The organism is Brevibacillus sp. AG (assembly GCF_028369215.1).
In the GTDB taxonomy this organism is placed as follows: domain Bacteria; phylum Bacillota; class Bacilli; order Brevibacillales; family Brevibacillaceae; genus Brevibacillus; species Brevibacillus porteri.
Genome location: NZ_JAQMYO010000001.1, coordinates 675,102 through 688,531 on the forward strand (window position 1 = coordinate 675,102; position 13,430 = coordinate 688,531).

General features: G+C 46.3%; 11 protein-coding genes. 3 read left to right on the forward strand and 8 right to left on the reverse strand.

What is annotated here, in order from left to right; translation table 11 throughout:
* Positions 1 to 24: 24 nt before the first annotated feature.
* Positions 25 to 636 carry a DedA family protein gene (locus POF51_RS02880; RefSeq protein WP_017248330.1) on the reverse strand — a complete coding sequence of 204 codons (612 nt, stop codon included), beginning with the start codon at positions 634 to 636 and terminating at the stop codon, positions 25 to 27.
* Between the two features lie 246 nt (positions 637 to 882).
* Here POF51_RS02880 and POF51_RS02885 point away from each other — a divergent pair, with 246 nt between their 5' ends.
* Entirely contained in the window at positions 883 to 1,710 is an 828-nt protein-coding gene (locus tag POF51_RS02885) for a hypothetical protein (protein WP_069845165.1), read from the forward strand.
* Between the two features lie 74 nt (positions 1,711 to 1,784).
* Here the strand turns inward: POF51_RS02885 and POF51_RS02890 are convergent, their stop codons facing one another.
* Complete coding sequence (locus POF51_RS02890; protein ID WP_069845166.1) at positions 1,785 to 2,297, reverse strand: GNAT family N-acetyltransferase; 513 nt, start codon at positions 2,295 to 2,297, stop codon at positions 1,785 to 1,787.
* A gap of 279 nt (positions 2,298 to 2,576) precedes the next feature.
* Between POF51_RS02890 and POF51_RS02895 the strand changes: the two genes are divergently transcribed.
* Positions 2,577 to 4,322 carry a cysteine desulfurase-like protein gene (locus tag POF51_RS02895; RefSeq protein ID WP_083261557.1) on the forward strand — a complete coding sequence of 582 codons (1,746 nt, stop codon included), beginning with the start codon at positions 2,577 to 2,579 and terminating at the stop codon, positions 4,320 to 4,322.
* Between the two features lie 40 nt (positions 4,323 to 4,362).
* On the opposite strand, the gene POF51_RS02900 is transcribed toward POF51_RS02895, so the two are convergent.
* The 5 genes from POF51_RS02900 to cyoE form a co-directional block, all read right to left on the reverse strand.
* Complete coding sequence (locus POF51_RS02900) at positions 4,363 to 5,970, reverse strand: SagB family peptide dehydrogenase (RefSeq protein ID WP_069845167.1); 1,608 nt, start codon at positions 5,968 to 5,970, stop codon at positions 4,363 to 4,365.
* Positions 5,971 to 5,992: 22 nt separating this feature from the next.
* Positions 5,993 to 7,933, reverse strand: a complete 1,941-nt coding sequence (locus POF51_RS02905) for a TOMM precursor leader peptide-binding protein (protein WP_069845168.1) — start codon at positions 7,931 to 7,933, stop codon at positions 5,993 to 5,995.
* A complete protein-coding gene (locus tag POF51_RS02910; RefSeq protein ID WP_069845169.1) occupies positions 7,930 to 9,873 on the reverse strand; it encodes a putative thiazole-containing bacteriocin maturation protein in 1,944 nt (647 codons plus the stop codon). Before POF51_RS02910 ends, POF51_RS02905 begins: the two co-directional genes overlap by 4 nt.
* A gap of 154 nt (positions 9,874 to 10,027) precedes the next feature.
* Entirely contained in the window at positions 10,028 to 10,324 is a 297-nt protein-coding gene (locus POF51_RS02915) for a heterocycloanthracin/sonorensin family bacteriocin (RefSeq protein ID WP_082192166.1), read from the reverse strand.
* A 181-nt stretch (positions 10,325 to 10,505) separates the two neighbouring features.
* Positions 10,506 to 11,423 carry a heme o synthase gene (gene cyoE / locus POF51_RS02920; RefSeq protein ID WP_069845171.1) on the reverse strand — a complete coding sequence of 306 codons (918 nt, stop codon included), beginning with the start codon at positions 11,421 to 11,423 and terminating at the stop codon, positions 10,506 to 10,508.
* Between the two features lie 180 nt (positions 11,424 to 11,603).
* Here cyoE and POF51_RS02925 point away from each other — a divergent pair, with 180 nt between their 5' ends.
* The gene (locus POF51_RS02925) at positions 11,604 to 12,203 is read left to right on the forward strand and encodes a TetR/AcrR family transcriptional regulator (RefSeq protein ID WP_017248321.1); all 600 of its coding nucleotides are present in this window, start codon (positions 11,604 to 11,606) and stop codon (positions 12,201 to 12,203) included.
* A gap of 13 nt (positions 12,204 to 12,216) precedes the next feature.
* Here POF51_RS02925 and POF51_RS02930 read toward each other — a convergent pair whose 3' ends face one another.
* A complete protein-coding gene (locus tag POF51_RS02930; RefSeq protein ID WP_069845172.1) occupies positions 12,217 to 13,413 on the reverse strand; it encodes an MFS transporter in 1,197 nt (398 codons plus the stop codon).
* Between the last annotated feature and the right edge of the window lie 17 nt (positions 13,414 to 13,430).

Genomic DNA, 13,430 nt, shown 5'->3' on the forward strand with positions numbered 1-13,430 from the left:
TAAAGGAAAGATGGTCTGAAGGTTTTAGGCATCTGCTTTTCGTTTGCGGAAGAAAAAAATGAGAAAGGCTATCCCCGCAAATGCGAGTACAACATAAACGACATTGGAATATAGATCGAAATAGTACAGAATGTCTTCCCACGATTCCCCCAATAAATGACCAGCCATCACTAGGACGATGTTCCAAATAAACGTACCGAGTGTTGTAAACAACAAAAACAGCGGGAAATTCATTTTGGTCATACCAGCAGGAACGGAAATCAGGCTTCTGATTAATGGGATCATGCGGCAAAAAAAGATCGTCCAGTACCCATATCGGTCAAACCATTCGTTCGCTTTATGGATATCTGCCGTTTTAATGCGCAGAATATGCCCCCATCTCTCTACGATCTTCTCTATTTTTTGGACGTCTAGGTAATAACCGATTCCATAAAGCATGATTGCTCCGATCACCGAACCGATTGTAGCTGACAAGATTACACCAAAAACCGTTAACGATGATTGCGTCGTCATAAATCCACCGAAGGTCAAGATCACCTCAGAAGGTATGGGTGGAAATATGTTTTCCAGTGCCATCATGAGTAAGATACCGAAGTAACTATATTGTTCAATAATTTGGGTCATCCAGTTCTGCATGCTATCCCTCACAATTATTTACCAATGCTTATCTCTCCAGTATAGAGACACGCGTTGTATAGTTCAATGAAAAGCAATAATCTTTTCCTTTATTTCAATACGAAAGAAGGAACTCTTGGGTTACCTTTCCTTTGAAACTTTTCATTTCGACTTTTTTTGATAGAAAAATATTATAAAGAGAGTTAATATATGGAAAAGGTGCCTCCATGCTCATTTTAAAAAAATGAATCGTTAGGGGTGAACTGTGTGTTTCGCAAGATTGTCCAATCACTCGTATGTCTTTTACTGGTTATGACTGCTAGCGCCGTTCATGTAAACGTGGCCGAAGCAAAAGAAACCGGCACACTATTCATTGAGAAACCATTTAAGAAAGAAGGACTTCGGTTTCAAACGACCGTTACTGAAATCGACAATCCAAAATACGACTCCCCAGAGTACCACGTAAATACGATTGTCACGAATATTTCGCGGAATCCGATCACATACACGACTGGTCATTGTTATGGTGTGACAACACGACTAGAAGCGTATGCCTCTGGAGACTCTTGGGAGCTTCCCTACCCTGAAGACGAACCTGCCTGTACCCCGGACATCAAGGAGAGAACCTTAAAACCTGGGAGAACGATTGAGCAAGATGAATATTTCCGAACAAATGAACTGCCGGATGATCTTACGCCAGACTATTTTCAATTGAATTCTTCCGTACGTATCCTCGTTGGACCTGAAGATAAGGAACGCAAAAAGGAAATCGTAAAGATGCAGACGAAATTTCTTCCAGGGCTGGCCCTCAATCCAGATGAAATCGAGCTACAGTCTGAATCGAGCGAGCTCTCTAAATCGTATTACGAACTCAAAGTGACAGGGAAAGCCTCCAATAAAGATATCAAACGCGTATCGATTCAGGTCTTCCATTCGACCATTACGTTGCGAATCGACTCGAAGTCAGGAGAGTTTTCCACAAAGAAAAAAGTAAAAGCAAAAGGCCCGTCCCTTCCATCAGGTGTACTCGAAGTGACGTATAAAGATGGAACGAAACACATCTACAACATACCCATAAAAAATACTAGCAACTGATGTTCTCCATAAAAAAAGGACTGCCATGTGTGCGTCCTTTTTTTTCGTTTTATATCTGATTCTATTCTAGCTTGCTATTGCTTCTGCTTAGACCAGTAAATCATGGTGTCGTCTCTCTTTATTTCTGCAAAGCCCATTTTGACTAATATTTTTGCGGAATCTATGTTATCTAGCAAGCACTTCGCCGTAATCTTTTTCACATCTGGCTGCAACAACGCCCAATTCGCTAGGCCTTCAGCCGACTCGTACGCGTAGCCTTTTTTTCGCTCGGCTTCAATAATTCCATAGCCGATGTCCACTTCTCCCTCCGCATTCGGGACTCCCTTGAACCCTACATCCCCGATGATCTTCATGCCATCTTTTGTAATGATCATCCACGATTCAAATCCTGTCGGTTCACCTGTGAGTTCGAGTGCTTTGATGATTTTGGGTATCGTTTCCATCGCATCCTCATCAGGCCAGCCTTTGCCTAATGTAAGCCCCATATCCAATAACTCTTCGTAATTTTCTTGCAAAATATTCGTCGCTATACTATGCGTAAATGGAATCAATATGAGCCGTTGTGTATGGATGCTTTTTTCATTCATGAACAGGTACCCCTTCCCTTTTCCTTCAATGTCCGTGACGATATTTACGTTGGATTTACTCTCCAAATGTTTTTTCAGAAAGGGTCTATTCCTACACCTCAGCTACTTTATACATACTCCGATAATAAGAATCACTCGGGCACCAACCATTATAGCATAATTTTCCACCCCGTTTTCTCAAACGAATTGAAGATTGATTAATTGGAATCTTTTCCGAATAATGAGAGATAACGAATGAGGATGGACACCACGGAAATCCAGTTGGTAAGGAGTGAGAAAATGTCCACAACGCTAAATACTGAGCTTGTCCGCATTCACCCCTGGGCGGATCACGATCTTCCCTTGCTGCGTCATTTGAATGCACCAGCCATGATGGAACATCTTGGAGGCCCGGAGACAGAAGAGCAGCTACTTGCTCGGCACGAACGATACGTCAATAAAGCCGGACAGCTAACGAGCAAGATGTTCAGCATCGTACTGCTGCCAGATTACACCCCTGTCGGAAGCATCGGCTATTGGGACCGCATCTGGCAAGGAGAAAACGTATACGAAGTAGGCTGGAGCGTCCTGCCCCCCTTTCAAGGGAAAGGCATCGCCTCTGCGGCTTTAGCCTCACTCATCACACGCATCAACCAAGAACGAAGACACAAGTTTATTCATGCCTATCCCTCTGTGGACAACCCCGGCTCCAATGCCATTTGCCGTAAGCTAGGTTTCACCCTGCAGTCAGAATGCGTCTTTGAATACCCTCCTGGAAGTTTTATGCGCTCCAATGATTGGCGATTAGAAGTTGCATCGGAACAATTCCCCATTGAAAAAGTTCGGGAGCAATTCCCCGCACTACAACGAACGTACAAAGGCAAACCAGTTGTTTATCTGGATGGCCCAGGCGGCTCGCAAGTCGTAAAATCCTCCATGGACGCGATCTATCGCTATATGGCGAACGGTGGGGCCAATTTACACGGCTCCTTTCCAACGAGTAAGGAGACAGAAGCTATCCTCGCAGATGCCAAGCAAGCTATAGCAGACCTCTTCCACGTGAAGCCGCTGGAGGTAGCCTTCGGTGCGAATATGACCACCCTGACCTTTGCCATTGCGCGTGCATTAGGTCGACATTGGAATGAAGGGGATGAGATCATCGTCTCCGAGATGGATCACCGTGCTAATGTTGACCCGTGGTTGACTGTTGCTGCTGATCGCGGAATGACCGTTCGGTGGTTAAAGGTGAATAAAGAGACACTTACATTACAATTAGATGAGCTCGACACCCTACTTACTTCCAGAACCAGACTTGTGGCATTCGGGCTTGCTTCCAATGCTGTCGGAACGATCCATGATCTCGCTGCCATCTCCCAAAAAGCACGTGCAAAAGGAGTCATTGTCGCTGTCGACGCCGTGCATGCGGTCCCTCACTTCTCTATCCATCGGGACGAGATTGGAGCCGATATCCTACTCTGTTCCGCCTACAAATTTTTTGGCCCTCATGTGGGAATCGCTGTCATCCGCAAAGAAATTTTTGAAGCACTCGATGTTTACAAATTGGTTCCCGCCCCCTCTTTTTATCCAGATAAACTGGAGACCGGAACACAAAATCATGAAGGAATCGCAGGAATCAGACCCGCTATCGAATTAGTTGCTTCGCTTGGTTTCGGTGATAGCTTCTCTGAAAAAATCCGCTCTGGCTACGAATGGATTGAAGCCTATGAAAATCAGCTGGCAGAAAAGCTGCGAAAAGAACTAGGCGCAATGAATGGCGTCACACTCTATCAAGCGGGTGAAGATGTACCGAAAACACCGACGATCGCTTTTCGGATCGAAGGGTTTTCTCCCCAAGAAATATGTGAGCGATTGTGTGAGGAGCATAGCATATTCGTTGCGGACGGGGACTTTTATGCGACAACACTCGCCAATTGTTTGGGAATCAATGAAAGTGGCGGTTGGATACGAGCGGGGCTGGCACCGTACAATACCCACGAGGAAATTGACCGTCTCATTCAAGGTATCAAAGCCATCATAAGGGCATAATTCAAGACCCGGGTCAACGCGACTCGGGTCTTCCACGTTTTTATCCATGAAGCCCGCCCTGAAATCTGGCGCGGGGGCGATAGTGCCCGACCGGAATTTGAATCAGGCAGGTTTTCTCTTCAGTCTCTAGGTTGTAAAGGTCATCGCAATTCTCCACGTCAAATCCGAGTAGCGGATGGCCGCCCATTCCACACGTGAATGCTGCCAAAAGCAAGTGATGCACGACGATTCCCGCCTCCATCTGCTGAATGCGATACCCTCGGTAACCTAACTGGTTGAACAGATGATCTCGTTTACCCACCACATGAAAGCAGAGCGGCACTTGATACAAATTCACGTTGTCCAGCGTCATTCCGTCTTGAAGACGTGCTCGAAAATCTCCATAGACAATCGGATAAAGAGCGTGCTCCAGCGGTTCGTACGTGTATGCGCCATCTTGTATCCCTTCTACCTGATGGATGCTTACGAAGAGAGAAATCCTACTCAACGCTACCTCCAGATTATTTCCTAAATCATTTTCATACGATAGAGCACTCATCGTCATTTCCATGATACGCGCTACCTGATTCTGATCTGTTTTCCTCCTGATAAAATCCACTTCCGGCGAAAAACGCTCCCGGCAATATTGCGCCAGATCATAGTTTGGTTTCTGCGAACGAGGGAGAAGGATTCGCTCATCGGAACGACGAGGCCACTTGCTTTCCAACTGATCCGAATAACGTGTAAACGCATGGGTAGATTCCTGCATGGCAGCCTCATTCATTTCCAGGAGCGCAGGATATTGTCTCATTCTTTTTGAGCGCATCACATGCACATGCTTTTGCTCAGGCAGCTCTCTGATTAGCTCGATTGCCGTCTTCTCTCCTCGCTCTGTCCATTGTGCCGGTGAATGCGAATGCCTCTCCCCTTCTGTTTGGAGCGATAAGGGAACTACCGCGTATACACTCTCTTGATCGGCAGACAATCCTAGCAGTGCATTCATCGCTCTATCTAGGAACTGGTAATGTACTGCAGTCGTCACACCGAGTTGGTTTGCCATTTCCTGCAATTGTCCTAGTAGTACACCAGCATCGAGCCCCTGCAATCGATAGGAAAACTCATCGTACTTAAAAAAGTTCTTCCAAAAATAGATGGATACGAAAGCAACTCCAAAACATGCATGTACCGGACAACTGCCATCAAGTGCTCGGCTAAGGACGTGATCAAAATTCCCTTCGCGCAATTGCACGAGTCTGTGATGAGCCACATCGTAGTGGTATAGACCTGAAGGAATACTCGACAGCTTCAAATACACGTACAGCTCACTCGGATAGAGCCCTCCCCCAGACGGAACCGGTCTTCGATTCGTTACAAGCGGCAAAAACGACTCAGATCCTGCATCTGCCGTAGTCGTGGTTAAAAACGATTGGCTGATTTGGATGAGTCCGTAGCTATACCATAACCAAGCGCCCAATTGAGAAAGAGACATCTCTTGTGAAACCGTTTGATCTACGAGCGATAGAGGCACATCTTCTGGCAGTGGAATGACAGGTAGCCCCCTGTACAGCTTGTATGTCAGTGGCGCATCTCCCCAATCCACTTCAAGGTCACTTGGTCGGGAGTTTTCTGTATCAAAATGAAGGCGGTACAAGAAATTTTCGAGACTCATCCGGCTCACTCCCAGATGCATGTTATGGAAACGGATGCGGAAAAGGATTCAACTCGTCTACATGCAGTGGTTGTTTCGCGTAACCCAGCTTCACAGGGACCTCCAATACTCTTTTCAATCCCGTTACTCGCGTGAGATGATGGCCAAAAGTCATCGGAAGCATGCCAGGAATCAATACGCGCACGCAAGATAAGCCGTGGCGCCCGACCTCTGGTGTCGTTTGATCTACCACAATGACATCGAGATCTAACTTTTGGAACACGCCGAGCAACTCACGCAAATCGTCTGTTAGATCACGATGCTGGTTTCTTCTAGGAAATTGTTCAGCGAAAGAGACCATCGGACGTGCATCATCCAAAAGAAAGGATAAGCGCTCTGCTGCTTCCGGCAAGCTGTAAAGCATCGCATGATCGTCCATCTTTTTCACCAAGGACGAATCCTGGAGCATACGCAAATATTTGCCTCGGTTCGCTTCGTACTTGTCTGTCAAAGGAAGGAGCATGGCAGCTGTCTCGTAAATAGAGCTTTTTACGGCGCGGATGGGATCTGGGTGCGCTCCTGCTGCACAAACAAGGTGTATCCCTTCCTTGCTTCGGTTTTTCGCAATCGTCCATACACTCGGGATGCCATTTTCCATCGTCGCATCGAACAAGTACAAATCGTAATTCGCAACTGTCTGCATTCGATCGATCAACAAAAGCAATTCACGATCATGAATAGTAGCCGGATCGAGGCGCGGCAATGGCAATCTAGCATACCAGGTCAACAAGAATGCATCACGCTCAACCACTTCCAGGATGCCGTAAAAAATCGCTTCCTCCAAGCTGCCACCCAACGCACAACCATTTGAAGTCTCAAATACAACTCCCTCCCCGAATCCCATACTGTAGTAGGCCATGAGTTCAGGTACAAGAATGGGTCGCTCTTCCTTAAAGGAATAACCCCATACCCAGTTCATTTCTCGCTTGGGATCAAATGGCTGAAACGGAAAATCTGGAAGGGCATACTGTTCTTCTGAATGGGTTCCTGCCGTCGTCGGATCAAGGGCATGGGGTGCAAGATTTGCATAGCAATCGCGAACCGTCGTCCTCTTGCCACGCGGCATTACACCGCAATATCTTTCCATTCCCTCCAGAATCGCCGTTAACTCGCTATCCGCGTACGAAACGGATCTGCCTGCTGTGCCCTCATTATGCGAAAATAAAGGCAAATTGACACTTACATCTGCAAAAACAGACACGAGATCACGGACTTTCCCGTTCAAAAATCCGGTTCGGGAATCCAAATACTCGGAGGTAAGTGCTTGTTGCAACTCAGCAATGGATTTTGTGCGGTAACTATCAGGACTTCGCTTTATGTTGGGCTTCAAGCATATTCTTGCCCGATCCTCTGAATCCTCAGGCAACCGACTACATACCGAACATAATGGATTTGGCAGAAAGAAATGACGGGTACTTGTCAATGTTTGTAAATCAATGAATTGGATATGCTCCGATAAGTGGGCTTGCCTGCCCTCTACGAAACGTAACACCTCCGCGATTACGTGGTGTGCCACCTGTAGCAAGCCAGTGCGGGATGACCACGGATCACGATGTGTTTCGCCTTTTTCGCTCAGCATTTTTTGTACCTTCCACATCTCTTGCCGATCGCGTCCCGCCATCAAACGACGCATATCTGCGCACTGAGAGCACCCTGTTTGACCTGGTCGTACCAACGGGCCTACAATCGCTTCTCCGAATGAAACAAAACCGCGCAGCCATGGAATATTCGCTTGTTGGAAATGTTTCTCTGCATGCAGATACAAGGAAGGATGATAGGTATCGTGTAACAGAAGTGCCAAGTCTGCTACCCTTGTCGCCGATTCCATTTTCTCACTCCGCCACACGCGGTAATCCGTCATGAGACGTTCTGAAATCAGCTCTGCTAATACACCGTCTCCGATTACAAGAATGTCAGCACTCATTGAAGCACCTCCCGAGAGAGCAGCAAAGCGAATACCCCGCCAAGGTCTTCCTCCAAGAAAGGCTCTATCGCCGCATTTATGATCAGAGGTTTTTGGTGGTGAAGAGCTAAAACTTCGACAGCGTGCTGCCAGACTTCATGTTCAGATTCTTCTTTGCTAGGGATGAATGCCAATTCCAATGGTTCACCCGTCAATGCTACAGATTGCGCTGTAAGTACATACTTAGACAATGGTGTTGCTTGATTCTGGATACGATGCAAGGCATACATTAACGCTTTTTGCAAAGCGTCTAGCTCCTGTAAGCCAACACTTCCAAACCAACCGGAGCGCGTTCCCACCCAAACAACCGGAAAACCGCATACATCATGGCCTTTAGCAATCTTCGGTTCTTCACGCCATGTAGCGAATGACCGCAAATAATACTGAGACTGCTCATCCGCAATCGTTCCAGCGTGCACAGGTCTAGCTGTTGGTTGTCGTCCTTTCATTTCTGACACATACGTGAGTGTTAAATAATGCAGTAACGCCCGACTTAACCCTTCTGCTGCCGTTTCTCCTGCTCCAATTCCGATGCTTCCATCTATCCCCATTTGAAAAGCCGTGTTTTGGGTAGCGAGATGGTTCACCATTCTTCCGACATACATCTCTGCCCCAAGTAATCCTGCTTCTCTTCTCGCCTCGTCATGGTTATAACCTGCGCATACAACCGATGGTAAAAGCTCTGCGGGTCCATCTGCGACGGGATCGACTGCCGTAACGATACACTGAGTGAGCGGCAATTGCGTTAGCTCACCCTCATCCCAACTGTTAAAAATTCCCGTACCCGATGAGGTCCATGATGGGAACAGAGACAGTAGACTTTCCTTTTGTTCTGCCTCTTTTGATAGACGCGATTGGAGATCACGTTCATCCAATACCTCCATGCTCATCTCTTCACTCAGCATCGGATGCCGCATGAATGACTGCCAGCTTCCTTCTAACGTCTCTAGATTTAGCAAATAAACCTTGTTGGGGACCTCTGTTTCTATGGACCCTGTAACGTATTTGAACCATTCAAAAACAGCGATATTCGCCAACATGGCTGCTGCGGTCATAGAAAATGCATGATGATCAGGGTCCGCACTCAAAGCCTGTCGATGCAACCGACGCCAAGCCGATTCAAAGCAAGCCTCTGATTGCGGATGAACCAGCGGCCCTACCATTCCTTTTTGGAGTACGAAAAGCGCCGGAATAAACACCTTCTCTTGCTCTCTGCATACAGAATGAATGACACTTATTTCATCCTTGTTTGTATGTGCCGATGTGTACAAAACAGCAGCGAATGGCTCGATTGCCTCCGACCACTCTACCTTCCCCCACGACGCTGGTTCTAGCTCTTCCAACTTTACATGCGGGTCTTTCCTGCGCGAATTCTCGATGATCGTCTCTAGCCGCTCACGATCAGTCGAAGTCTCACCCGTCATTGCATAATGGAATTGAACGCATCCCGATTCTAACAATGCATGGATGGCAGAAAGGAGAAATAGGCCCGCTCCGATTACCAAAACGTTCTCTGCTCGATATTTTTGAAACCGATACCCTCCCGAACCGCCAAACTGGTCCAAAAATTCAATCTGCGCTGCATACGTTGACATCATTTCTCGGGATAAATCATGTGGTTTATCCTGACTCACGTCTTGGAGAAATCCATTTTGAAAAAGAGTCCCCGCTACCTGGTATATTTGCTGTTGGTATTCATCCGGCAAATCGTCGGTCAATTGTTCCAGTGTATGCTCGCCATTAAACATGGGCATTAATTGGTCTACCCATCGTTCGATCATGTCACCCTTCATGCGGAAGGTCCCGATGTTATTCCGAAAAAATACACTTCCATCTGCATCGGGTATATAAACGGTATCCCGTTTCACTTTTATACGCATCGAAGGATTCAACCTTTCCATTCTTCTCCCCCTCCCTTTGCGAAATCAATCTATTTGTGACGAGACATGTCACTCCCATTTTATGTAGGACTATTTGTCTCACATTCCTGTTCGTAAAAACAAAGCTCCTGCCAAAACAATACTGTTGGCAGGAGCATAATGCGGGGTGTGATCATTAATCGTTATCAAATATGACAAAGCATGGGAAGAAGCAAGAGCAACTGCAAGAGCAACTGCAAGAACAAGAGCAACTGCATGAACAGCTACAGACGCAAGAACAGGAGCAAGAGCAACTGCAACGACTGCAACGACTACAACTGCATCTACTGCAGCCACCGCATCTTCCACATCCGCCACACCGTCCGCGAACGAGCGTAGCTTCATTCATTTTTTCTTTGTCCCAACGCTGTACTTTATCCGATTTTATTTCAGATGCCTTTAGTTTTTTTAGCTCTTTTTTGAAATCATCCATTCATTTTCACCTCCGTCACATCATGGGAGCTACTCTAGATTTATGAAGTGACATTGGGTATTTGTTCCATGATCATGCGCCCATTTTTGGTTGAACATGAGAAGCACCCGCTATACTGCAAGGTTCCCAGACAAAAAAAGAAGCCGCCCTCAAAGTGAAGGCAGCTTGTATGATCACTGATTTACAACTTGAAAATAATCCCCATCAGCGAGTAAATAATCACCGTCGAGAACAGCACCGTCATATGAATCAGTGAATAAATAAACATCGTTTTTGACCATTTCTGCGAATCCATTTTCCGGTATCCAAATACACTCAGAACCAGCCATAAAATATTCAGGAGCAGGGCCATCAACGTAAGACCAACGCTTAATGACCAGAATAAAAAACTGCTAGCAATTAAAATAACCAAATAAACATTTGTTTGAATGTAGGTACGTCTTGCACCTTTGACCACAGGCAACATAGGAACTCCAGCCGCCTTGTACTCATCATACTTGCGAATCGCGATCGCATAAAAGTGAGGCATTTGCCAAATGACCATGATGATAAACAGACCAAGGATAGCAGGATGCGTGATATCTGGGTGAATAGCAGCCCAACCGATGAGCGGCGGCATTGCACCAGAAATACTCCCTACCTCCGTATTGTAAACCGTTCTTCTTTTGGTCCACATCGTATAAGGCACGACATAAAAAAACAGTCCGAGAAATCCCATAATAGCAGCCAAAGGTGATGCCAAGACGAGCGACACTAAGCCAAAAATCGTCATCAGGGATGCTAGCCATAAAACTGTCTTCGTTGATATTTCTCCTGTCACTGTAGGTCTGTTCTTCGTCCTCTCCATGACAGAATCGATATCGCGATCATACACGTTATTAAAAGCACCTGCTGCACCCATGATTAAAATAGAACCGATTGTAGCAAATAAGATTTCTGGCAACTTATCTATTAGACTGAAGTGATACGTATATAAAGCTAATGTTAATCCGGCAAACATCGGAATCAGATTCGATTTGATAATCCCCGTCTTAACCGTTTGCGCCAAAATATTGGACATAGGCCGATTCCGCGTTGCTACGCTTTCTTCCCTCTGCATTCGTACACTGTCCCCTCTTACTAGATGATCTATATCTATCGTACTCCAAAATAGCATGACATAGTAGACGGTTAAATCCTACAAAACTGCCATTTGTATCTTACATACCAATAAGGATTTAAATACTATATGGAATGTTAATTCTATATGGTATGCTTGTCAAGAGAAGGAGGCGGACGAATGAACAGACGCAGGTTAACCCAAGCAGAGCGTAAAAAGGAAACACGGCAATTGCTCATTGATGCAGCTATTGAAACCTTTGCTCAGTTAGGCTTCCACGGGGCTTCCGTTGATAAAATCGCAGACCATGCTGGATTTACCAAAGGAGCTGTTTATGCTCATTTTCAGTCCAAAGAAGATCTCTTTCTCGCTATTTTGGAAGGTCAGATGCAATTACATGTGTCCAATATCCATCACGTAATTGATCACCAGCCATCATTATCGCATTTTATAGAAGCCATGGACGCCTATTTTATGTCCGTTCAGCAACAAAATCGCACGTGGAGCATGCTGAACCTAGAATTTTTGCTTTATGCCATGCGCGAAGAGTCAGTTCGAAAGCGATGGTCAAACATGATCTTAGAGTCGGTACAGCATCTTTCCAAGGCGATACAAACATTGATGCCAAAAGAAAGTGACTCTACTCTATCTGCGGATGAAATGGCATGGACGATTCTTGCTCTAGAGAATGGCATGACCATCTTTTCTTACATTAGCGGTGACCAGGCACCCCTGTCTTTATACGGAAAAGCTTTGCAAAACATGCTATCGTCAAAATAGCAAGTGCCTTATGTTAGAGCGATTCTAACTGGGCGGCCCGTCGCTTCATGATTCGATTGACTCTCTCAGAACCATAAAGCATGAACGCAATGTAGAAAGCGATAAAAAACGGTAAAATGGAAACTGTCGTCTGTGCAGCAATCCACCCTAGCAACGGAGGCAAAAGTGTGGCACCCGTGTACGCAACCGCCATCTGATAGCCCATCAGCTTTTGTGTTTGCTCTTTCCCAAAGCGTTCAGGGGTATCATGCAGCATACAGGGATAAATCGGAGCGAAGCCTAACCCGAGTAACAGAAAACCGATTAGCGAACAGTAGGTTGGTAATGGCAAAATCAACAGCGCTGCCCCAGCTATTGATACGAGAAGTCCGCTGCGAATCAGGACGCGGTTGCTCACTTTGAAGGTTACAAAGCCAGTGATCAGTCGCCCCACGGTAATGCCACCGTAATACATGGCTACCCACTCCGCCGCTACAGCCGCAGGTAGCTCTTTCACATTTACCAAAAAGCTGCTCCCCCATAATCCCACCGATGCTTCAGCCCCACAATAGAAGAGAAAGGTCAACAAAGTCAGCTTGACGCCTTTTGTCCGTAACGGTTGTTCGCTCTGCCCACGAAACGGCTCACCCTGTGACTCTTTGGCAGTATGGCTCTGCAGGTTCTCCATTCGTTTCCACAAAGGAAGTGTAAACGCTAGAAGTACGACTAACGCGAATTGAATGAGCGAAATGGTCAAGTAGCCATTCCGCCATAAATCATGATCGCGCATAAAGCCAGACATAATAATGGGGCCAAGCGTAGCGCCCACACCCCAGAAGCAATGCAGCCAGCTCATGTGATGGGCTTGAAAATGCGTAGCAACATAATGATTCAATGCTGCATCCACAGAACCAGCTCCTAGTCCCAGTGGCAATGCCAATACCATTAACCATAAAATCGAAGGGGCAAAAGAAAATCCGAGCAAGGCTGCCGCCGTCATCAAGCAGCTGATCAGCGTGATCCGTCCTGTTCCCAATCGTTTTAATAATGCACCACTCATCAAGCTAGAGACGATCGTACCAGACGCAATCGCAATGTTGATCACACCTGCCATGCCAAATGCCGCGCCATATTCTGCTTGCATGACCGGCCAAGCTGCCCCCAGTAACGAATCAGGAAGGCCCAAGCTGATAAACGACAAGTAAATCATGATCAAAAAGAATGTTGCCACTATCCCCCGCCTCCTGC

Excerpts from the sequence above, each read along its gene's own strand:
- POF51_RS02880 (WP_017248330.1), bottom strand. The coding sequence starts at position 636 with ATGCAGAACTGGATGACCCAAATTATTGAACAATATAGTTACTTCGGT.
- POF51_RS02890 (WP_069845166.1), bottom strand. The coding sequence starts at position 2,297 with ATGAATGAAAAAAGCATCCATACACAACGGCTCATATTGATTCCATTT.
- POF51_RS02895 (WP_083261557.1), top strand. The coding sequence starts at position 2,577 with ATGTCCACAACGCTAAATACTGAGCTTGTCCGCATTCACCCCTGGGCG.
- POF51_RS02900 (WP_069845167.1), bottom strand. The coding sequence starts at position 5,970 with ATGAGTCTCGAAAATTTCTTGTACCGCCTTCATTTTGATACAGAAAAC.
- POF51_RS02905 (WP_069845168.1), bottom strand. The coding sequence starts at position 7,933 with ATGAGTGCTGACATTCTTGTAATCGGAGACGGTGTATTAGCAGAGCTG.
- POF51_RS02910 (WP_069845169.1), bottom strand. The coding sequence starts at position 9,873 with ATGGAAAGGTTGAATCCTTCGATGCGTATAAAAGTGAAACGGGATACC.
- POF51_RS02915 (WP_082192166.1), bottom strand. The coding sequence starts at position 10,324 with ATGGATGATTTCAAAAAAGAGCTAAAAAAACTAAAGGCATCTGAAATA.
- cyoE (WP_069845171.1), bottom strand. The coding sequence starts at position 11,423 with ATGCAGAGGGAAGAAAGCGTAGCAACGCGGAATCGGCCTATGTCCAAT.
- POF51_RS02925 (WP_017248321.1), top strand. The coding sequence starts at position 11,604 with ATGAACAGACGCAGGTTAACCCAAGCAGAGCGTAAAAAGGAAACACGG.